General features: G+C 44.4%; 20 protein-coding genes. 6 read left to right on the top strand and 14 right to left on the bottom strand.

The features are described from left to right. Positions 1-351: 351 nt before the first annotated feature. Together CRO03_RS15690 and CRO03_RS15685 are read left to right on the top strand one after the other, a co-directional pair. Entirely contained in the window at positions 352-675 is a 324-nt protein-coding gene (locus tag CRO03_RS15690) for a hypothetical protein (RefSeq protein WP_141397756.1), read from the top strand. Between the two features lie 51 nt (positions 676-726). Further along, positions 727-1,461, top strand: a complete 735-nt coding sequence (locus CRO03_RS15685; RefSeq protein WP_212682435.1) for an SIR2 family NAD-dependent protein deacylase — start codon at positions 727-729, stop codon at positions 1,459-1,461. Positions 1,462-1,904: 443 nt separating this feature from the next. On the opposite strand, the gene CRO03_RS15680 is transcribed toward CRO03_RS15685, so the two are convergent. Next, positions 1,905-4,334: a DEAD/DEAH box helicase gene (locus CRO03_RS15680; RefSeq protein ID WP_170949037.1), complete on the bottom strand. Its 2,430-nt coding sequence runs from the start codon at positions 4,332-4,334 to the stop codon at positions 1,905-1,907. Between the two features lie 683 nt (positions 4,335-5,017). Next, positions 5,018-5,809: an HNH endonuclease gene (locus CRO03_RS15675; RefSeq protein WP_097112586.1), complete on the bottom strand. Its 792-nt coding sequence runs from the start codon at positions 5,807-5,809 to the stop codon at positions 5,018-5,020. Positions 5,810-6,379: 570 nt separating this feature from the next. Between CRO03_RS15675 and CRO03_RS15670 the strand changes: the two genes are divergently transcribed. Both CRO03_RS15670 and CRO03_RS15665 read left to right on the top strand, forming a co-directional pair. Beyond that, entirely contained in the window at positions 6,380-6,778 is a 399-nt protein-coding gene (locus CRO03_RS15670) for a hypothetical protein (RefSeq protein ID WP_170949036.1), read from the top strand. A 321-nt stretch (positions 6,779-7,099) separates the two neighbouring features. Then, positions 7,100-8,191 (top strand): PDDEXK-like family protein, encoded by a 1,092-nt coding sequence (locus CRO03_RS15665; RefSeq protein WP_097112584.1) that lies wholly within the window; start codon positions 7,100-7,102, stop codon positions 8,189-8,191. Here the strand turns inward: CRO03_RS15665 and CRO03_RS15660 are convergent. Further along, on the bottom strand, positions 8,173-8,844 hold the full coding sequence (locus tag CRO03_RS15660) for a HEPN domain-containing protein (RefSeq protein ID WP_097112583.1): 672 nt from the start codon (positions 8,842-8,844) through the stop codon (positions 8,173-8,175). The genes CRO03_RS15665 and CRO03_RS15660 overlap by 19 nt on opposite strands. A gap of 108 nt (positions 8,845-8,952) precedes the next feature. On the opposite strand from CRO03_RS15660, the gene CRO03_RS15655 reads away from it, so the two are divergent. Next, the gene (locus CRO03_RS15655) at positions 8,953-9,975 is read left to right on the top strand and encodes a helix-turn-helix transcriptional regulator (RefSeq protein ID WP_097112582.1); all 1,023 of its coding nucleotides are present in this window, start codon (positions 8,953-8,955) and stop codon (positions 9,973-9,975) included. 35 nt (positions 9,976-10,010) lie between these two features. Here the strand turns inward: CRO03_RS15655 and CRO03_RS15650 are convergent, their stop codons facing one another. From CRO03_RS15650 to CRO03_RS15625, 5 genes are all read right to left on the bottom strand, one after another. Next, positions 10,011-12,098, bottom strand: coding sequence for an AAA family ATPase (locus tag CRO03_RS15650; protein WP_097112581.1), 2,088 nt, complete (start codon positions 12,096-12,098; stop codon positions 10,011-10,013). 293 nt (positions 12,099-12,391) lie between these two features. Then, positions 12,392-12,583, bottom strand: coding sequence for a hypothetical protein (locus tag CRO03_RS15645; protein WP_097112580.1), 192 nt, complete (start codon positions 12,581-12,583; stop codon positions 12,392-12,394). Positions 12,584-12,702: 119 nt separating this feature from the next. Further along, positions 12,703-13,548 carry a metallophosphoesterase gene (locus CRO03_RS15640; RefSeq protein ID WP_097112579.1) on the bottom strand — a complete coding sequence of 282 codons (846 nt, stop codon included), beginning with the start codon at positions 13,546-13,548 and terminating at the stop codon, positions 12,703-12,705. A gap of 27 nt (positions 13,549-13,575) precedes the next feature. Then, complete coding sequence (locus tag CRO03_RS15635; RefSeq protein ID WP_097112578.1) at positions 13,576-13,899, bottom strand: hypothetical protein; 324 nt, start codon at positions 13,897-13,899, stop codon at positions 13,576-13,578. A gap of 324 nt (positions 13,900-14,223) precedes the next feature. Further along, positions 14,224-15,264, bottom strand: coding sequence for a hypothetical protein (locus tag CRO03_RS15625; RefSeq protein ID WP_097112576.1), 1,041 nt, complete (start codon positions 15,262-15,264; stop codon positions 14,224-14,226). A 291-nt stretch (positions 15,265-15,555) separates the two neighbouring features. On the opposite strand from CRO03_RS15625, the gene CRO03_RS15620 reads away from it, so the two are divergent. Continuing rightward, positions 15,556-16,425, top strand: coding sequence for a helix-turn-helix transcriptional regulator (locus CRO03_RS15620; RefSeq protein WP_245861692.1), 870 nt, complete (start codon positions 15,556-15,558; stop codon positions 16,423-16,425). Positions 16,426-16,643: 218 nt separating this feature from the next. Here the strand turns inward: CRO03_RS15620 and CRO03_RS15615 are convergent, their stop codons facing one another. From CRO03_RS15615 to CRO03_RS15590, 6 genes are all read right to left on the bottom strand, one after another. After that, on the bottom strand, positions 16,644-17,435 hold the full coding sequence (locus CRO03_RS15615) for a hypothetical protein (protein WP_097112574.1): 792 nt from the start codon (positions 17,433-17,435) through the stop codon (positions 16,644-16,646). A gap of 32 nt (positions 17,436-17,467) precedes the next feature. Further along, positions 17,468-18,025, bottom strand: a complete 558-nt coding sequence (locus CRO03_RS15610; RefSeq protein ID WP_097112573.1) for a YqiA/YcfP family alpha/beta fold hydrolase — start codon at positions 18,023-18,025, stop codon at positions 17,468-17,470. A gap of 42 nt (positions 18,026-18,067) precedes the next feature. Then, positions 18,068-18,376, bottom strand: a complete 309-nt coding sequence (locus CRO03_RS15605; RefSeq protein WP_097112572.1) for a hypothetical protein — start codon at positions 18,374-18,376, stop codon at positions 18,068-18,070. After that, a complete protein-coding gene (locus CRO03_RS15600; protein WP_097112571.1) occupies positions 18,373-18,825 on the bottom strand; it encodes a hypothetical protein in 453 nt (150 codons plus the stop codon). The genes CRO03_RS15605 and CRO03_RS15600 overlap by 4 nt, the downstream gene beginning before the upstream one ends. A 92-nt stretch (positions 18,826-18,917) precedes the next feature. Next, positions 18,918-19,910 (bottom strand): helix-turn-helix transcriptional regulator, encoded by a 993-nt coding sequence (locus CRO03_RS15595; RefSeq protein ID WP_097112570.1) that lies wholly within the window; start codon positions 19,908-19,910, stop codon positions 18,918-18,920. Between the two features lie 61 nt (positions 19,911-19,971). Next, positions 19,972-22,026 (bottom strand): AAA family ATPase, encoded by a 2,055-nt coding sequence (locus CRO03_RS15590; protein WP_097112569.1) that lies wholly within the window; start codon positions 22,024-22,026, stop codon positions 19,972-19,974. Between the last annotated feature and the right edge of the window lie 34 nt (positions 22,027-22,060).

Genomic DNA, 22,060 nt, shown 5'->3' with positions numbered 1-22,060 from the left:
CTATTCGATATCAAACAACATGCGCATGAATACTAACAGACTGAATTAGATAGAAAAGCTATTAACTATGAACATCAGTAATTTGTGGAAAATAATTCTTAACCAGCACCAGCTTAAAACGAGATTTGGTAAGGTATCTTGCTGCTGTCATAACCCACTGCGTTCCATATTTACAGAGTAACGACTGCTATTGTTAAGTAGTTTCTAAAATCTGACCATACTGTTTAATTACTCAGTGTACGCTTTTCACGCATGTTGAATAATGTCTGTCAGCATTATGTCAGTGCGGCTTAAGTTGTCGCTACATCGCTTTAAAATAGCCAATATTACAAAGATGACTGCGAGATTACCGTGATCACTATACCTCTGGAGCGTTGCGACAATTTCTTGATCCTGCCTGAAGCGTTGTCTGAGCAGGATTATGTTATTACACCGACTAAGAACTCAACGTGTTGGCATATTTTGCCTGCAGAATTGCAAACTAAATTGGTGCAAATTTTATCAAACACAAACAATACTGCAGAACAAGACAGGTTAACCATTATGCTGCAGGGCACATACATGCCCTTGGCACGGGAAGGAAATCTGCTGCTACTACCTAAACAGCTTTTAGCTATAAACTATTCATCAAGCCGCTATGTTTTAAAGTTAGAGCAGGAACCTGAAGCTGATTGAACCCAGCCAACTTAAAACCATTATTTGGATAAATATTAGAAGGGATTTACATTGACCAATAACTATGTAGATATACCTGATCCGAACTTTATTGCCGTGTTTAGCGGCGCAGGCTTGAGTGCAGGCAGCGGCTTACCAACTTTTAGAGACAGTGCCGGGCTTTGGCAAGAGTATGATGTTTATCAGCTGGCTACGCCTGACGGGTTTGCCGCTAACCCACAATTGGTCAATGATTTTTACCAAAGCCGGCGCCTGGCCGCAGCAAAAGCACAACCCAATGCTGCCCATCTGGCGATTGCCAAGCTGGAGCAGCACTATAAGGTGGTAGTAATAACGCAAAACGTTGACGATCTACACGAACGCGCTGGTTCCAGCCTGGTTATTCACTTGCATGGCAAACTAAATGAGCTACGTTCAATGGAAAATCCAGGGCAAATATATGACGTAGGCAATAGCATGTTTACAACGGGCAACACAGCACCAGATGGTTCAATCTGGCAAGCAGAGTTGTGGCGGCCTAATATTGTCTGGTTTGGTGAAGCTGTTGCCAACCTTATGCCTGCCAGTGAACTATTAAGCACCGCAGGCAAAGTACTAGTTGTCGGCAGTTCACTTCAGGTAGAACCAGCAGCCAGCTTGCTATACAGCTGCGATGTAGCAGCAGAGAAGTACCTGATTGATAAAACCGTTCACCAAGCGCCTATTGGTTTTACAGTTTGGCCTGGGGATGCAGTTAGTCTGGTGCCGGAACTGGCGGAGAGTTGGATTTTAAAAAACAGACTCTAAATGAAGCATCAGCTACTGCCTCTTTTATTTATATCCAGCAAAATCAAGAGGTAACACTACAGTGATAAAGTTAAAAAATTAAGCTTTAATTCTGATTGAACAAAAAATGCTATAACTTTATTTTTTGTTTAAATGGCTGTTCTAAAAAGACCAATCTGAGATGAACTAACATATCTGAACTAAAATACTAACCAGGGTAACCGAAATGTCTGAGTTTAAAAATATGAGTACAGACGAGATATTAAATAAAATGCACTTGTTAAATACCACACAACCTCAAACTATTAATGGTGCCAGAGGGGCATCAATACTTTACCGTCTTCTACATGAAGAACTTGATAGTAGAAATTATACTTCAGAGCGTCCCTCTCGTCAGTTTCACGCCCCAGCCAAGTAAATTTTAGAAAAAAATCTATTTAAAAATATAAAATATGAGTTTTTCTCTACAAATTTAAATCAGCTAGACAATGCTCAGTTCCATTATGTTGACCTAATACTTCTGCATCAGGTAGCTCTGTAATATCAGTTAATAGGTTTTCAGGTTCAATTACGTTGGCGTAACCATTCAACATTAAATCAGCTATGACTTGAGATGGCTGCTCGTAAACCTGATTAAAGTATTTAGGGCTGATTAATCTGCTAGCAACTGTGCCAGTCATGATTTCATAGTAACCTTGCTCATTGACGCAACGGTAAGGTAAAAACACATATTTACCGGCTTTTTCATCGACATAAAAGCCATACTTAGCACCTTTAACAAGCAACGTTTTTAGCGGGTCTAACTGGTGAGACTCTAAATAGTAGCGGGTATCCTTAACAAGTTCCGGCTCTTCGTCGGCAAGTTGCTTAGCAAGAAGCCCAAGCAGCATATCTTTTTGTGTCCACAAAACTTCTTCTATTAAACCCGTATCAGGGACTATTGCCTGAATTATCAAGCACGATCTGACATCGTCAAAATGATAAATTACGTCATTTTTATCAAAAGCAGCTTGAATGGCAAAAACCTTAATGAGTTCTGCTATTTGAGCGGAATTTGGTTGACGGTCTGCTGCAACATCAACTACTAATGCAGTTGAATCATATAGTTTAAATATAGGCTTTTTACACCAACTCGAGCTGGCACTGTAATAGAAACTATGATTGAACTGTGAAAAGCCAATTATTGCACGTACAGTTTGCGCCGCTGTTAGATAACTGCTAAATCCCTCAGCCAGGTGAGAAGGTGAAAGCAATGAGAACATAATTTCTTCTCGGAAAACGCTGATATCTTTTGTTACATAGCACTTAATAAAGTTTTTGTTGCGCCATCCGACGCGATGTGGACGGCCGAAATAGCGGTAAATTGCGCCCGGAAATGCTTCATTTAAATATTGCTCGTAGTCTACATCGCCTAAATCTAAATCTTGATTGATTTCTAAACCCAGTTTAAAAGTGGCGCCCATATTACGAAAACTATGCCGAAACTGTAGCTTATGAACCATAGCAGCCCGTTTTTTGAACATGACTTGTTCTTGCAAAGCACAGTCGCTGTGCCACTTCTTAAAGAAAGGTAGCTGTTGATACAGGTTAGGTTTAAGTAGCGGACTTTTCAGATAGTCTGCTGGCGCAAGCAGTGAATTACCAGATAATATTTGTATGACTAATGATGGGCCTTGTCGTCCTGCACGGCCCAATCGTTGCCAAAATGCATTTATACTGGGCGATATATCGTCGATGATTACTAAGTCGACATCACCAATATCAAGCCCTACTTCCAGCGCGCTAGTACAGAGCACCCCTTTTAAATGGCCTAACCTCAGCGATTTCATGATGACTTTACGATCCTTGGACTCGTATCCACCACGATAGGTACACACAAAACCATCTTTAATTTGCGGCAATATCGCCGAACCGTAATCCCCTTCAAGCAATTGGGCTAAATGGAACTCAATACCCTGCCTGGAGTTTTTAAAGTACATAAACTTAGTATTGCTGTTAATGACCTCAGCCAGTAATGCATTAATAGCTTCGTCATCAGCGGGCTCAACAAATAATATATCTTTGCGATAAGTTGGGGAGCCATCCTCAGGTAGCCCAACCTCTACGAACTCCTTGCCAGTCAGTTCCATCATAAATTGATTAGCACCAGAAATTGTTGCTGTCGATGCGAAGTATTGAATGCTTTTGGCGAATTGCTCAACTCGATTTAATAAATAACTAACGTTGGTGCCAAACACGCCGGAAAAAGCATGAGCTTCGTCAATAATGACAAAACGAAGAGCTGTTAGCCATTTTGCAACTGCGGGTATATGCAAGCTAGGCATAAACCAATAGTGGATGATATCTGGTGTACACAACACAATCTGGCAAGTTTCAAGAACCTTGATTTTATCTTCCCGTTCAACTTGCCCATGTAAAAAGCCAGCTTTAAAGCCAAAGTTACTGCTGATTTCTTGCCATCGTAACAATTGGTCTTCTATCAGTGCCCTTGTTGGGTAAAATACCAATACCCGACTCTCTGGTACTTTTAATAATTTATCTATGGCATATGTCATAAACACCAGCGACTTGCCACTGGCAGTTTTAGTTGATAACAACACATTTTTACGTTTGAGAAGCTGATACAGTGCCGCAGCCTGATGGTCATATAGTTGCGAAGTGTAGGTTCGCAAATATTCTGTTAAACGCGCATCTAAACCACTAGGTAGCGGTGAATAACGTGCTGCTTTAAAAGGAATAACATGATGATAGTGAGTGATAAAACGCTCATCGATGCTTTTAAAGTGCCTATCGCAGACGTGAACTTGCTGGGATGACATAAGCCCCATCGCAGACTGAGCTGCTGACAAAGCTTCAGCGCTGTCACTTTTCCTTCTTAATGTAAGCTTTGCCATATCCATATACCTAGCTTCAATTATTAATGTTTTATATAAACTGCCTTGTTACGTTTCTATTATTAACACAACCATTTACTGTTTGCACTGCTGAAAATAACCATTCTGTATATGCTTTCAAAATTTGCTGCACCATCAGGGTGGCTTGAGAAACTAACCATAATCATCAAACTAGAGCGCCAGCACGGAAAATTTACTGCCATTTCGCTGAATTGGCTATACCATGCGACACCATTCATAAATCACATACTAAGCAGTTTCTAAAATCACGCCATACTGTTTACTTAACCAGTGTATGTTTTTCAGGCATATTCAGAAATCACTGACTGGTATATTTAATCAATGACCTGACTTCTCTGTACAAGATATGTGATGGCAGACCGCCAATGAATACTTTCCCGAATGGAAAACAGAATTGGGTGAAAAAAATCTGACTCAAATATAATCTGACAGCCACCACGCAAACCGGTAACTGTCAGATCAAGTCTGAGCTAGTACAAGTATGTAGATAGTTGCTTTTCAGTTTTTATCCTGGAGCAACTATCCGCTTCAAACAACTATATTGGTTGTATAGCCTCAACTTGCCCTTACAAAACTATGTGTGAGTACTAAAGATACTCGTTCTGATGCTGGAGGCGAATATGTGGTCAAAAACATAAAGCGTTTGTCCGTAGCAGGTACTGTTAACTTTCTTCCCAAAAGTGCGCTTCATACCGGGATTTCAAATTATTTGATAACTCGCCAGAAACCTCGAAGTTCGCTTGCTTTTTGTCATATTTTTTATACTCACTGCCTGCAATCTCGGGATGAATGTGAACAGTTCCGTTTCCGTCTATTCCGAGCAAGTTAAGGTCATACAAAGTATGAATATCAGCTCGCAGCAATACCCCGTTGTTAACAGAATAATTGCTTTCGTTTGAATGCGGCACAATATGTGCGGCTTCGAGAACGTTCCTGACGGCACTGCCACTGACGAAGCACTTGCCTTGGTAAGCCAATATTAGCGCCTCTCGAAATTGAGCCTGACCTCTTCTCGTTTTGATTTCTCTATATACTTTTTCGTCTGTCGGGTAATCTACTTCTCCGGATTCGACGCTCGCCTCAACTGATGCTTGTTGTTTTTTGCCATTTTCATTACCAATGACACGCTCCGGAGCTAACTTTGCCGTTTCTACTAAATGGACTAGGCTTTCGTCTACTTCATAGCCGACTATTAGCTCTAATGGTTTCTTTAATATCCCAACCGTATTACCTGTACCACCGATTGGTTTTGCTCTGACGCTCCATCCCTCATGCACCATTTTGGTAATTACGGATTCAATATCATCTACGTATGTCCCCCCACCTCTCCGATCTTGCTCTCCCTCCGCCGTTAGTGCGTATCCAAATCGGCCCGTACTTTTCTGTTCCTTTTTGTACGGATAACGTTTAATCCCATTCTTATCTATTAGCGCGAATCTCTTATCGATGGTCATTCGAACCGGCTACCTCTTCGTTTTATAAGTTTACTCTTAAAACAGCTGCGCGATACGCGTTGGCTGACTTTGCTTGGCACTCATTGAGCCTTCTCGCCAGTCCAGTCAGCTTTGCTAAGCTGGAAGGCGACCAAACTAACAAGGAGGAGACCCAATGAAATTTTATACTACAAAATATCCTTGCTATTGTGGAATTGTTTTACATGCCCGCTCTTTGTAAGTCTGAATTCTGGATGCTAATGGTGACAGCATCTTACACACCGCGAAATCAGAGTACTGCCAGAACCATTGTTCGATTAATTAGCCCCTGACATCGGTAATGTTGTCGTTGGTGTTTAATGCATGCACTGCTCATTTCCGCTGTCGTGTGTCACTGTGCGCGACATGTCATCCGTTATTGCCTATCTTCGACAGTTTCTAAATTCACACTGCACTGTGCAGATGCTCAGTGTACATTTTTCAGACATAAGCTTTTTTACGCTTTCAAATAAGCGTTGGCAGCCAGGCTTAATGACCTTAAAGTTTTGATATCAGTAAGTAGCTAAAGCGATGTAAGCGGGAGAGAGCTTGATGAAGTTATACGCTATCAATTGCGCGGTTAACGCCGCGATCCGTGATTTTTTTAATGGGCTTGCCGGGATCGATATATACCGCCCTAGGGGCTGCATAGGGTTAAGCACTCATTTTATGCAAGCGCAGCAGGTTAAAAACGGCTTATTGATAACCAGAGGCCGCGACGATTACACGCCGGGGCGATCGCTTAACTTTATTGAAGGCGAAATCGTTATCGACGAAAAAGCGAAATCTATCCAGGTTATACACGAAGGCAAGGTCGTGGCCATTATCCGGAAAGCCACCGACGCCGAGGAAATGTACCTGATTGATTACAACAATGAACCGGACGATGAAATTGCGCAGCATGTTAAGTGGTTTAAGGGAGCCTGTGCAGATTTTAATAAGTTCGGCTAGTTAATAACAACATCCTAAAATAAGCCTAATTACTAACACGAAATTATGGATTAAAGGTACATAATTACGTAGAGTAGTCGGAAGATTAGTAAGTTATTGTGCAACAGCATCATCTGGCCTTGTCTTGTCATGTCCACATTGTATGCATGTTTAAAGGATTATTCGTATGGAAATGATGGAAAAAACTGTGCAGCGAGAAACTGAAGGGTGGCCTATTGGCTGAGTGTTACTGATGCGCGGCGGCTAATTGAGCAGCTATCGTCGCATAATGACTTAAAACTGTCCAAGCACTGGACGCTTAAAAATTAATTAAGGCTAGGTATGGAAACCCAACTATCAAAACTTGAACAGCTGCTAAAGGAATTTCGTCAACTCCCGCCGATAGATGTCGCTGAGCCCTCCATTTTCAGTATTGGCAGCAAAGGCTACTACGAAAATCCGACTACTGACATATTGGCATTTTTCTGTGACAGTAATGGCCAGCATAAGCTCGGGGCTATCGTATTAAAGGCGCTGCTGTATTGCCTGCAAGAAGAATATCATCAGCTGGATCACGCCTTAGCAGGGCCACCCGAGCGAGAAGTAACAACCAAAACGGGTAAACGAATTGACTTGCTTTTGGAAGGTACCAATTGGGTTATGTTGCTAGAAAATAAGATTTACCACCAGCAAAATAACCCTTTTAGTGACTACGAGAAATTTATTCAGGAAGAACAAGAAACTCGCTTTAGCGGCAAAACAAAGCTTTTTGTAGTTCTCTCGCCAGCAGGTGAAAAACCACATAACGGATGGCATGGCATTAGCTATCCAACGCTAATTTCGGCGTTAAAAGTGCAGCTGGCAGAGCAGTTTATTTCCCAACCTATCAATAAATGGTCCTTGCTACTTCGCGAGTTCATTTTGCATCTGGAGAGTCTTATGTCGCAACCATCGGTTAATCAGCAAACACGCGATTTTGTTTTAAAAAATCTTGCATCAATTAAAGAGATGCAGCAAACCAAGCTGCAAGCCATCAACGAATACCATCAGCATTTACAGACAGAGTTACAAAACAAATTAGGGCAAGATGTTGTGATTCGGTTGCATAACTGGAATGGTTACCCCGCTTTACGATTTGCTTTGTCCAATTGGAAAGATACTGACTCGGACGTTGTCCTGTTCTTGTCTGGCGAAGCTGATAAAACGACTTTTAATGTATACGCCAGCCTTCGTAACGGACTAAATGAGCATAAAGTTGATTCGCTCATACTAACCGATAAAAAGGCTGAACGCTGGCTGGAAGGAGGAAAGAAAATTCGTGTTTATAGTGTCAAAGAAGCAGCAATGAAAGAAGAACAAATCGTTCAGTTCATTTGTGCTCGCCTTTTAGAGTTAGATCAATTAGAACAAGACAATCACTTAACCACCGGATAACACCCCTCACCCCACAACTGCTCAGGCGCACTCATCATCAGCGCAATAACCAGCGGGATCAGCTTATTTAAAAGGTTACAGGCGTCTTTTAGTTGTTCGCGGTTGATGCTGCTGTTGTGGGTGGCGCCGCCGTGAATAAGCTGGTTACGCAAGGTGTATAGCCTGGTAAAAATGCAGGACAAGGCCAGTGGCACATCTTTGTCAGCCAGCGCTTTATTTAGGGTGGTTTTAGAGGCTGCAAAACGCTTTTGCCAGTCTTCTTCGTTGAGACGGCCGCGCTGAAAATCCCAGAAGGGTTGGTAAACGTATTTATTATCCATGAGCAGCCGGATGCTGCTGCTAAATTGTTGCCAAATCAGATTAAACAGTAAGTTTTCCTGGTCTAAATCGGCAATTTTGGCCAGAAAAGCCTGGAAATGTTGTTGCTCCGCCATACGTTCGCTTTCACCAAACTCATTAGCATAGGCCGCGTTAAAGCTTATCCAGTAGTAAATAAATTCGGTGTCGGTATCGTTGGTTAGCCTGGCCTGCTCCGCTTTATTTAACCAGCTAAGGGCTCTGTGAACCCGCAAGGCCAGGTTTTCGGGAAAATGCTCGCGATGCTGCCGCTGATAAGCTTTTAGAGCACTGTGACTTAAGTCCTTATCTAACATGATTTTTCAGCTTCCTATTTGCTGTGCTTGTCTCTATTATTGCCATAGCCGCCCATATTAGGGCAAGCTTTTTACACGTCTTAGTATTACATTCAGGGATGGATTGTTATGTCTTCTGCCAAGTCACACGTTACGTTAAGCCGGCAATGGGAGCTATTGAAAATACTGCCTGATCGCGGTGAGGGAAAAACAGCGTCTGAATTGCATAGCCTGTTAGAAAGCAATGGCTTTAAGGTAACTAAACGCACCGTTGAACGTGATTTAAATGACTTATCAAGTGTATTTCCGATCCGTTGTGATGAGAGTAAAGGCACCAATTTATGGCGCTGGATGGAAAATAGAGATATTCAGCTGCCAGGCGTTAGCGTGGCTGAAGCCATGATACTGCAGCTGGTAGAGGGCACCTTAAAAACTATTTTGCCGCAGGTGATGCTGCAAAGTTTAAGCACCCGCTTTAATCAGGCAAAAAGTAAGCTGCAGGCGCTGGAAGATAGTAACAGCAATAGCAAGTTAGCCGATAAAATTGCCGTGGTATCACCGGCACTACCCATGATACCGCCATCTACTTCGCCAATGCTTTATGAAGCAGTGCAACAAGCCCTAAGCCAGAGTAAACAACTTAGTGCCACTTACACCGCCTTGTATGATCAGCAGCAAAAACAGTATTTTTTGAACCCACTGGGCTTAGTGCAACGCGGCCATATTACTTATTTAGTGGCGACTGTCGGCAGCTACCAGGATGTGCGTTTATTTGCCCTGCACCGGTTTACCGAACTTAGCCTTAGTGAACAACCCTTACTAAGCCCTCCAGGCTTTACCCTGCAACATTACCTGCATAGCGGCGCTATGCAATTTGCTAACGGCGAACAAATTTGCCTGCAAGCCAGAGTGAGCCCCTATTTAAGCCAGTTGCTGCAAGAAGCCCCTCTCTCGGAAGATATGACACTTAGCCCTGATACCGATGGCTGGCATACTGTTAATGCTACCGTGCATGATGGCTGGCAGTTAAAATGGTGGATATTGTCGCATGGCAACAGCATCCAGGTACTGGCACCCGCGGCCCTTACCCAAAGTGTTGTTGAAAGTTTGCAGCAGGCATTGGCGCAGTACCAGCCGGCTACTTCTCCTTAGCTTTGCAGCCTTATAGCCTTATCTTGAGTTGGCAATTACTGTAAGAAGCCAATGGGGTTTGGTACGGCGTCATTTTTCAACATCACTTCATTTAATAAGGCAGCGGCAAAGTCGCTGGCTTTGCTAAAAGGCCGGAACTTGCTTTGCCGGGCTATTGCGGCAAAATCACCTGGTGTTAGCTCCCGCGTCGCAGCCAGTTGCGCCAGGCTGCTGGCACAGGGTACAAGTTTTAACTGCTTACAATGTGCCTGAAATAACTGCCTGGTTTGCTCGGGTTTTAAGTAGCCAAAGCAGGCTTTTAAATCAAAACGGCGTAGGGATGCCTGGTCAAGGTTATGCAATAAGTTTGTGCTGGCCACGAACACGCCCTGGAAGGCCTCCATTTGCACCAGCATCTCATTTACTGAGGTTACTTCCCAACTGTGCTGAGCTTTACGTCTGTCCTGTAAAAAGCTGTCGACTTCATCCAGTAACAGAACTGCGTCGTTTTCTTTCGCTTCAGCAAAGGCTGCGGCAATTTGTTTTTCTGTTTCGCCAAGATACATGCTTAACAACTGGCCTGCCGTTTTAACCAGCAGGGGCTTTTTAAGCTGCTTTGCCAGATAGTGACAATACGCTGTTTTGCCCGTGCCAGGCGCACCGTATAAACAGACACGTCCGCTTCCCGCCCGAATAAGCCCGGCCGTTAATTCAGCTAAATTGATATCTGCATTAATCAGGTTGGGATCATAAACCCCGCCTAACACGTCACGCTTTAGCGCGTCGTCAACTTTAAACCCCTGAGCGCGCAGGGTCTGCTGCATTAAATGCTGCAATGCCGCCACTTTATCAGTCCGCTTTAGCCTTGGGTTTAAACTAGTCACCACCCTACTGGCGCGGGTAATAACAGCAGGTGTTAAACAAGGATGCTCGGCTAACTGCTCTGCTTCAGTCTCTGTCAGCAGATCTGGTGCAGCACTGAGTAAAAGCGCGGCTCGCTGTGGTTTAGGCGGTACATCCAGTTTGATTACCTGATCAAAGCGACGAATAAAGGCATCATCAATAGCACTCTGGTCGTTGGTAACCCAAAAACATGGCACCGCGTTTTGTTCAAGCATCCGGTTCATCCAGCCTTTGCCCACATCTGCTTTTTTGGCAAAAGGGTTCTGGACAAACACATCTTCAACTTCATCAAATAGCAGCAATGTTGCTGAGTTTGCCAAAAAGCTTTGCGCCATCCGGTATGCTCTTAAGCGGTTTTGTCCAGCAATAGCATCGCCCTCATCATCTTCACTGCTGATTTCAAATAAGGGTAACTGTAGTTTTTGCGCCACTACCCGGGCCAGCTCACTCTTGCCGGTTCCAGGCGGGCCATAAACCAATATATTGACCCCATGTAATTGCCGTTTGGCAGCGTTTTTTAAATAAGATAACAGTATTTGCAAATCGGTATTTAGATGTTGATATTGTGCCAAGCTAAGCGTTGCCGGTGTAGCTTTGTGCACAATCTCTTTAAGTAAGCGCTGAGTATCAGTATTTTCTTCAAGTAACTTATAGCCAAAATTAAACGAGATAAATTCAAAAACATCGTCCAGTGAAAATAGCGGCTGCGACTCCACCGCTATCAATCCGGAACTTATCAAGGTGCTATCAAAGCTAAGCGTTTTCTTAACTGCCGCTTCAGGGGCATCAAGGGTCTGCGCCAGTATTTTTGGTAAGTGTGTTTTTTTCACATTTCGCAATAAAGCACAGACACCCGCTAACAATTGATCTGCTTTGACCAGGGCTATAAAACCCAGCAGTTGCTGCTCAAGCATCGTCAGACCAAGCATGTCGTCCAGAGCTCGGATATTGTCAGCCAGCGTAGGCGGCAAACTGATTGCTGGATGCGACTCCAGCTGATGTAACTTTTCAATCAAGGCTTGCTGCAACTGCATCGGGCTTAACAACTCGGCCTGACTGCTGAACCCCAGTAAAGTAGCTAACTGCGTGTCCAGTTCGTCTATGTCGTACAGTTTTTTTATCAGCTTCTGGTTTACGATCAACCGATATGCCCACAGCCGGCAAATAACCGGTGAATCGATATCGACAAACAGTGACTCTATAGTTGTCGCCTTGCTTAGCTGTTGTTTTGCCATACCCATAACTGCGCTCCTCTGTTAACCAGAAGCATTATGACAACCCTGCACGACGAATTGAGACGTACCGTTTTAACGCCGTTAAAAATGCCCTGACCGGCACAAGTTGTCGCAGGGTATTGCGACAATGTTTGTAAAAACACAGCTTAGCCTGGGGTATATGCCAGCTTTAGCCATGATGTAACGGATACCTGGCGAGAAGAAGAAATTGGCACTTCATACTTAAAACAACGTCAGATAAGCTATTGTAATCATGAGGTAAGACTGTTTGTGTCTTGGTTATGCCGGAAAAAATGGCCTTAAAGTAAATTAGCTATCGACTTCATCACCGCGCAGACATGCCGCTCTTTAACCAGGTCGTCAAACGATGAGACCAGCGCCTTTTCAATGGCATCAAACAATGCCAGATTATCATCCAACAATGCTTTGGTATAATTCGCTATGCGCTGATATTCGTCATAACATTGGTTTTCAACACAACAGGTATTCATCGGATCACTAAGATAAAAAGCTTTATTTAATCGCTCAACATCATTAGGAACTGATTTACGCCCCGGCACGGCATGAAAGTTTTTGTCGTCCAGCTTATTGTCGTCAGTCCGATAAGCAACTAAAGCCCCCGCTCCGTTACTGACCAGTCAAGACAGGCAATATGTTCAGATAAACAACATGGGATACCTTCGAGCCAATAATGGCCAATAAATAGCGGCTTATTATTGTCGTAGCCCACCATTAACTTATTATCTACCTGCTTTTTAGGCAGCATAGTAATGTCAGGTACACTAATCGCAAATTGCTGATAATCGGCTGCATGCTGCAGCCACCAGCGGGTTCTGATCTTGTTACGTGGATGATTAGCAAAATCGAGAAAGCTGCATCCATCCGGCAGCTGAATTTCCCAGCCCTTCATCAACACTTCTAACGCGGTGTAAAGCGGATGCCCATCCTGGTTCGCCGCTATCCATGCATCTTCGTGCAACACGAAATTGTCGTTCGCATATTGTTTTAACACTGCAATGGACTCTGGATGCCAGCAGGCATGAACAACCCGAAAATCAGCTAGTTCCAGTAAAATGGGCAGCGATTTAAACCACTCAATCGTTTGCTGGTACCAGGCCGGATCACTCTGGGCCACTAACAGAAACTTTTGATGCTGCTCCTGATTTTTTTTGGTGTGCGGTCTTAATGGCTCACCTTGTTCATCCACAGTTGCAAAAGCGACAGCATTAAACTCATGATTGCCCTGGATTACATGGGCTGCACCATGTTCAGCCATCGACTTTAAAATATCGACTGTTCGTTTTTGCTGTGGTCCGCGATCGATTAAATCGCCAACGGAGATAAGAGTTCGTTCAGCGTGCTGCCAAACACCATCAATTCGTTGGTAGTCTAACTTTGCCAGTAACAACTCAAGCTCATCTGCGTGGCCGTGAATATCACCAATAATGTCGTACATAAACCTCCAAAAATTCAGTTAAATGCTTTACTCAATGTCGCGTTGCTGCCTTGTAAAGGCTGGCTCGTCAAAGTAATCGTAATCACCAAGCTTCAATGCCTGCTGCCGGCGTGCTTGCTCATTAGGCTTACGCTCAGCGATAGTTACGCCAAATACTTCCAGGTGTACCTGCTCCATCAACTGCTGCACTTCTTGCCGACCGCATATTTCAAGTAGCTCACCAGCATGAATAAAACCCTGAGCGCGCAGGCGATGTTCGGAATTATCTTTACCGGCTTTGCTGGCCATAAAAATGTCAGAAAACTGCTGGCGCAGATTGATTAAAAACAGTTCATGTTGGGCGTAGTTCAAAGGAGTACCTCTAATTGTTTAGCCATTACCGATTCTACTTTTTATATAGCTTAATGATCTGCTTATTCCGCCGGTCAATTTGCTTTTGTAATTGCTTGATTGACATTGCCCAACCTTTTGACTGCGTTTCTGCGTAAACCTGCTCCGCATGCTCCAGGCAAATTAGGTTTTTTACGTATAATTCATCTTCCGGCACCAAAGTATGCGCATCAGGCAGCCAATGATAAGCATGTGCGTAAGTTAATACTGTATCCAGCCTTCGTTTTTCCATAACCATCTCCCAATCGCACGTATCCAGAAAAGATCAATCAATAAACTCTTTTACTAACGAACATCAGCAGCAAAGTGCGAGACCAAAGCATTAACTTCAGGCTTACTCCGGCCGTAACTGACAACTCTAATGTCCAGACCACTTTGCTCGAAAAGCGTAATTGCCGACTGCATCGCGCTGGTGATCCATTCAACGGCATTACCAAAGGCACCACCACCTAATAGCGTCAGATAAACCGTATTATTACCTGTTTTGGCTGTGTTGATTACGCCCGCAGCAAGGGTGGCCTGATATGCCGCTTGTAATATTAAACTGGCCAATGGCTGCCATAGCCCGCTACTGTGTTGGCTGTAGGCCACCGGCATAGCTGAGCAATAAGCCTGAGTGACCAGCTGGCCAGTATTTTTCAACGTAACCTGGGTATCGTATTGAACGCCAATTTTAATCGTGTTGATAAGCTTATTAATATCAGACTGGTTTAACTGCTCAAGTGCATGGTTTATTGCTGTAAGCTGCTGAGTATTTGGCAAAGCATAACCATTTTTCATTTGCCAGAGTGAGTCAAATTGCTGCTCGTTATGTTTATTTACCTGTACTAAAAGCTGCTGTTCAAACTCATCGAGCATATTGAGTTGCCGCTCTGCCGTTTGGCCAACCTGACCCTTTACCGGCACAAAGTAGTTGCGGTATATAAGCCCGGCGCCACAAGCCATAGCACAGGCAGGACCTTGAGTGTGGTCGAATTGATAGCCGGTAATACCTGAGTCTGGGGTGACAGTTGGGCCTACCATCTCCAGTAAATTAAACTGGGATGCTACCTGAAATAATGCCCCCGCGCTTTGAGGATCTGTATGCAAACTTTGCACATCAGCAATTACTTCCTGCACCTTGATTGATTTCGCCTCTGAGGCTGAGCTTTGCAGTACTGCTTTTGCATCAGTCATTAATGCACGCAGGCTTGGTGTAACGAGATGTCCTACCTTAAAGCTGGCGCCATTGGCACGGCTGGTAAGCACACCGTTTTCCAGCGACATCATTTGCCTGACGTGCGCGGCGCCTTGCTCAGTAAAACCGGTTAATTGTTCAAACCACATAAGCTTCTCCTTAGTTAGCATCCTTGCCAGGTTATCCTTGTTACATCCTGTCGATGCGTCCTGCACCAGCTCCGTTGTCGTATGTCATCACAACCGACATGTCATCCTTTGCAGCATATATTAAGCAGTTTCCAAATTCACGCCATACTGTGCAGGCATTCAGTGTATGGTTTTCAGGCAGATTATTGTTATGTAAAACTAATTAGACATTCCTAAGCACGTTAAAATGGCATACATTGGCTGTCAGGTTTGTATTCAGATGTGCACGCTTAAATGACAGGTAATACCAATATGGATATAACAAAAACCGGTTGGCCTATCCGCTGGGAACTATTAATGCGCTACCGGCTAATTGAAATTGTGGCGCTTTGGGAAGGGAGGCTTACTACTAACCATCTGTGCAACAGCTTTGGCATAGCGCGCCAGCAAGCGTCAAAAGATATTAATGCTTATTTGCGCGATGTGGCACCCGGTAATCTGGAATATGACGGTAAGCTTAAAGGCTATAAGCCCGCAGCTGATTTTACTCCCAGGCTAACCAGTGGCCTGGCCGATGAATACTTACACGCTTTAGCCAGCATTAAAGATTTTGCCCACACCTTTAGCCAGCTCGATTTAGGCTTTGCCCATACTGAAATGCTAACACCACCACTGCGACAGGTTAACCCGGACATTTTACGCGCCCTGGTACAAGCGGCGCGCGATGGCAAAAAAATCGATATGGGTTATGTGTCGCTAACCTCACCCGATGAAGAAAGCCGGATCATTGCCCCGCACACCCTGGTTTGCACCCCACTGCGCTGGCATGTGCGTGCTTACTGCGAAAAGAACCGCGAGTATCGTGATTTTGTGCTGAGTCGGTTTCGTGGCATTAATGGCCTTGAAGGCGATGCTGATATGACTAAAGCGCAGGATGAACGTTGGCAAAGCAAAGTTGATATCGTGCTGGTACCCGACTCCCGCTTATCAGACTATCAAAAAGCTATTATCGCCGAAGATTATAATATGGCTGACGGTAAGCGGGTTATCTCGGTACGATCTGCACTGGTTCCCTATGCCGTGCAGGCACTAAACCTGGACCTTGCCAAAATAGAAGCGCGCCCGGAGGCGCAGCAGATTATGGTGGCGAATTTGGATGAAGTTAAGCGGCATGCGTTTTGATATCTTATAGCTCTGTTTATAATGCTTTTAAAATCAAAAGTTAAAGAAATCATTTTCAATACACCAAGTTGTCGGTATTTATTTTTGCGGTTTCACTGCTACTGCAATATATCTATGCGACACTTAAGAAAATACACATGGCTTTACCGCAACAATTAAACCTCACTTTTTCGAAGAAGACCGCGGATCTTAATTGACCAGAATCACGGTTGGTAACTTTAAATATTGTACCATTTTTGCCCACGCGCTTGATTTTCAAAAAAAATTACGCGATTTGAACTAGTGAGCGTTTTTTGCATAAAAAATAAAATATCAAATATTCTACCGTATTCGTTTGATAGGCTCGGATATAAACTATCCGATATTGCACTGGCTATTAATTCCAAATGACGAGAAGCACAATCATTAATATAGAAGGGCAGACAACATATTTTTTTAGCATCAACATTCATGTCCTCAGGAAGTAAATAACGAGTTTTATTTATACCCGGTACGCCGGAAATAGCTAGGCCACCTTTTACTTGGCTGTCAAGAGCTGGCATCAAACCTGTAATTAATAAAAGTAACTTCATTGGATAGGTAACATTGGTATTATCAATTAAAAACATTGATGATAAATCACCCAGCGTAGACATTAAACACTGGTCGAAACTACTAATTGAAGTAAATGGTGAGCCCTCTCTAAGAGCTCTATGACCATTATCAATAGTCAAGTAAAAAGAGCTTTTCGCTAATTCGATCAGGTTACTATGGAGTGCGGGCAAAAGTAATGCTCTAGCTATGACTTCTATGCTTTGTGCAGTGGGAGCAGATCTTTTGCCGGCCCCCCAATTATTCAATGTAGTATTCAGCGCCTTTGCAAGAGCAGTCGCTTTTGTCATGGAAGGAGTCGTGGATAAATAGTCTTTCGCCAAAGAGTTTGTATAAAAAAAGTCATCGTGATACTTAGAGCTGAAATTGTTGATCATCTCAGTCAAATCACGTGCTGAACCACTTACTATTAATGTCATACCATTCTTTTCCTATTTATTTAGTAATAAGGTCACAGAATTAAAAATTTAGTTATTCGAGATAAATACCTCTCAAACCCTTCAAATCCATGGTTGCCACCCTGCTCGATCACGTGCTGCGCGTCAGGTAGTTTTTCTACTGCCAGTTTGTAGTCCAGTACATCATCACCTGTTTGTACCAATAATAAGCAACGCTGTCCACTGAAAGAACATTGATATTTTTCAAGGCTTTGTACATGTTCTGCGGTCCATTCATAACCGGAAAAGTCATGGAAATTAATGCCCTCACCAATTTTCTTACCAAGCGTAAAGACCGGTGCTATCGAAGGGTTTATCAGCACCACAGGCAGATTATATTTGTCTGCCAGGTACATGGCATAAAAGCCACCAAGAGATGAGCCAATCAGCTTTACGTCGTCAACCCGTTGCCACTGCTGAATTAACTCTTCTAAAGTGGATATCGCCAGATCTGGTATGGTTGATATTGACGGCGCGATAAAGGCTATATTGTGTTGGGCGCAATATTGCCGCAGCAATGTGGCTTTACCGCCAAAACCATCTGAGCCGAAACCATGAATAAAAATAATCATATGTTACCTGCCTTATAAATTGAGACACGTTAACTGCTGATGTCAGTCGCTGACTTCGTTCTCGCAATCGACGATAAACTGGTTAAATTGTTTGATAAAAAACAGCCGGGTAATAACGTGGGCAGCGCCAAAGCACCAGACAATTAGCACCGCAAGATCACTTTCAAAGCCGAGCCCCATAAAGATGGAAAACAACAACCAACCAAAACCGATGCAGGCAGTTTCAAACAGGCTGTAAAGTGCTGCCGGCATTGACATGTCCCGCAACCTTTTAGGCTCTGCCGCCTCATTGGTGAGGTCAGCCAGTAAATGAATAAGAGCGCTTTGCGAATCACCTTTATTAAATTTCATGCTAAGCCTCCTGCTTGCTGAGTTGGCGGGCAAGGCGTAATCACCACGATATCGTGCTGGCGAATAAGCTGGCGCTTCAGTAGGTAGCCCTGATAAAGCTGATGATATTCAGGATGTATTGGCACCGGCAACTCCTGAGCGCAAGTTTTGTTAACCCGCAACAACTCGCCTTTGTCTTCGCTGGTGAAAACAATTTCACTTGTGGCATTATCAAAATACACGCCATACCAGCAGCAGCCTTGTTGGATATAACTGGCGGTGTCATCGAAGTCTTCTTCTACCATTAAATCTGCGGCTAACGAGGCGCTAAGCAGCAGTTTCGCTTCTTCAGATAACGGCATATATTGGGTGAGCTCGCGCACTATCGGCAACAAAGGGCGTTCAGAGTGAAACCCCAGCTGCTTCAGCGGCATCACGAGCTTTTTAAAGACGGCGTTAATATCGTTCATACAGGCCTCTTGTATAGTTAAGCGGGTGAGTACCCGGTTCAGAGGCCAGATTAGCAAGGAGTGGCTTCAAAAATTGAAGCCATTTCTAACTTCTATAACTTTTCATATCTTTTGATGGCGGCATGCAGCTCACTACGCATATGTTGCCGAAGCTCTGTCGGCGCTATCACTTCGGCCTGTTCACCAAAACCACGCAGATATTTTCTCAGCTCTACCGAATTATGTGCCGTCGCGGTGACTTCCCGACAGTCGTCACTGAGTTCCTGTACCTGCATATCATCACTTAACGGGGTTTCTTTTATGTTACGCCCGGCATTACCATAAAACCTGACTACCAGGCTAATTTGTTCTGCGCCTACAGCAAAAGAACCAATTTGATGGCGCTCACAGTAAGTGCGTAGATCGGTGTCGGCAGGCAAGCCTTCAACGATAGTTTTAGGCCCGGCCAGTTCTGCATTGCGGATACTGATAAGAGCATAAGTTACTGGGGCTGATTTTTTACTACCACGCTCAATCGCCAGCACATATACTTTTTCAGCTTTAGTCATCAAACCCCAGGGCACCAGGGTTACCCGACGGGTTTTCCCCTTTATGGTGGTGTAATCACAACTAAAGGCTCTGTCTTCTTCAATAGCCTGATACACCACAGATGTTACAGCAGGGTCCAGCTTTGGCGGTTGCCAGACACTGGAAGGCGCAACGTAGATTTTTCGCAGCCAATGGTCTTTTTTTGCTGTCATCTGCATAACATCGTCCAGCTGTTGCTGTAAGCTGGCAGGCAAACGCTGTTTTATGACATCTTGCAGCAGGCTTAACTGCCTCAACAGGTTGGCAAGCTGCACTTCAGGTTCACAAAGCTTCCAGTAGCGGTTTTCTTTATCGTAAGGCTCAACAAAGATTTTTCCTGCTTTATCGACCTCTAACTTATCCAGTTGCCGTTGTACTTTCTGATATTTAGTTTTGCTGGTGGCGCAGGTAAGCAAGGCGTCATGATTTTCCAGCTTGTCACGAAGCGCAGTAACACTTAATGCCTGCCCGGCTTTAGTCGGTAATAAACGATAAATCGCATCAATCAACTGTTCCATAGTAGACCCTGCAAAAGATAAATTAATGTTGTTATACAACAACTTTTTTGTTGTTCATAGCTCAATGCACAAAGCCAATTACATTTGCTGTTGGTTGTCGCAATTCAGCTTCTGTTCGCAGCGCCGCAATAATCCTATCGCTGCTTATTGCTTCGCTCGCTTGCAAACGCATTTGTCTTTTAATAATGGTGAAATCTGCCGGCGTGAGTTTAAGTGCTTTAAACTGCTGCTGAGTCACAGTTAATGGCTGCGGCATACCAAGCGCTTGTTGCAGCTCACAAAGCAGTTGCCAGGCTTGCGCGGCCGTTAGGTAATCCAGCTGAATTTTTAAATCGAAACGACGCACCGCCGCCGGATCTAACATTTCAATAAAGTTAGTGGTACATACCAAGGCGCCCTGGTATTGATCAAGTTGCACCAGCAACTCATTGGTCATGGTTTTCTGCCAGTGCCGCTCGGCCTGCTGTCGCTTGCCAAGAAAGCTGTCTACTTCGTCCAGCAGCAAAATCGCACCGCCCTGTTCAGCTTCTGCAAACGCCTCTGCAATGGCTTTTTCGGTTTCACCAACGTAGCTGCCGAGTAATTCGCTGGCATTCTTTTGCACTAAAGGCATTTGGGCCTGCTGCGCCAAAAAAGCCGCATAGCTGGTTTTACCGGTGCCAGGCGGTCCATAAAGGCATAACCGTATATCGGATGTCTGTTTAAATTGCCTGGCTAACTCAGCCATGCACACTGTTGTATTGTAGTACGCCGGGTTAATCTCAGCCTGACAGGCGTCTTTGCGGCGCCGGCCACAACGGGCTTGCAACAAAGGATTGAGGATTAAATCAAAGTCGCGTTCTTTCTGTGATAACGAGGTGTCAGTTAGTGCCGCATGACCTTTGGCAAGGCGGGCTAATAGCGCGGGCGTGATTTGTTCATCAGAAGCAAGCGCTGAAATATAGCCTTTGCTGACACCGGTATCACCCAGATAGCGCTCCGCTATATTTAGCCGCACAGGTTGCGGGGGCGTTTCAACGTGAATGATCTGACTAAAACGTCGCAGCTGTGCCGTGTCAAAATGACGAATGCTGTTACAAATCCAGATACAAGGTGTGGCGTTAGTTTCAAGCAACTGGTTAATGGCCATTTTTAGCGCATCAGTATTACCCACAGCAATACCTACCTGGCTGGGCAGCACATCATCAGCCTCATCAAATATCAGCACCCGGTCACCACTGGCCGCATATAAGCGCTGACACATCAGTAAAGCATTAAGCCGTGATTTTGCGCCGTGTACATCGACACCGGAAAAGGCACTTACCCCCATCACATGGCCGCTAACCTGGTAGCCCAGCCACTTCGCCAGTTCAGTTTTACCGGTACCAGGCGAGCCATAAAGCAAAAAATTAACTCCGGTTTGACGCTGGCTAAGCGCATATGACAACAAACGCTCCATTAATTGTATGGCATCAGCAAGGTGCGGAAAGTCTGTGGCATTAAGCTCTGGCACTTCAGCGGTATGACTAAACTTTTGCAACAAGTCATTGGGGTTGCAGTCGTTAGCAAATAGCTTATCGAACACCCTGAGCGATCTGAAATAATCTGCCAAATCACTGCCGCGCTCCATGGTGACCAGGTTGCACAACGCTAAGGTAGAAGTTGGCATCAGTGCCATCTCCACATCGTCTGCATTGGCGTTAATACAATGTGCAACCAGCTCAAACACATCATTGCTGGTAGCGTAATACCTGGATGCCCGCACATCACTGAACACCAGGCGCCAGCTACGGGCTATTAAAACAAAACGAAAAATACTCACTTCCAGAGCCGTTAAACCAATTAACTGGCCAAACTGCTGAATATTTTTATCGAGCGCCAGCGCAGGCTGTGCAGCGATGTATTCATCAAGCGTGCTGATAAGCTGGTTATAGCCAATGGCTGACTCGTCCATGATCAGCTGGGTTGCAAACTCGTCTTTAAGGCCAAGCGACTCCAGTGCTTTGGTGCAACGATAGCGGTAATAGCGCTGTTGTATTTGCAACACCCAACGCACGGCAATGGCTAAATCTGCCGATACGGTGGGGTTTATCCGGAAGTTAGATTCGGCAAGTGGTTTTAGAAATACTTGTTCCATAGGCTGACCTCATCATTAGTAATGGAGTAGCACT

The organism is Arsukibacterium tuosuense (genome assembly GCF_900215315.1).
Lineage (GTDB): Bacteria > Pseudomonadota > Gammaproteobacteria > Enterobacterales > Alteromonadaceae > Alishewanella > Alishewanella tuosuense.
Note: the sequence above shows the minus strand (reverse complement) of the source record. Positions and strands in the feature narration are given on the sequence as shown.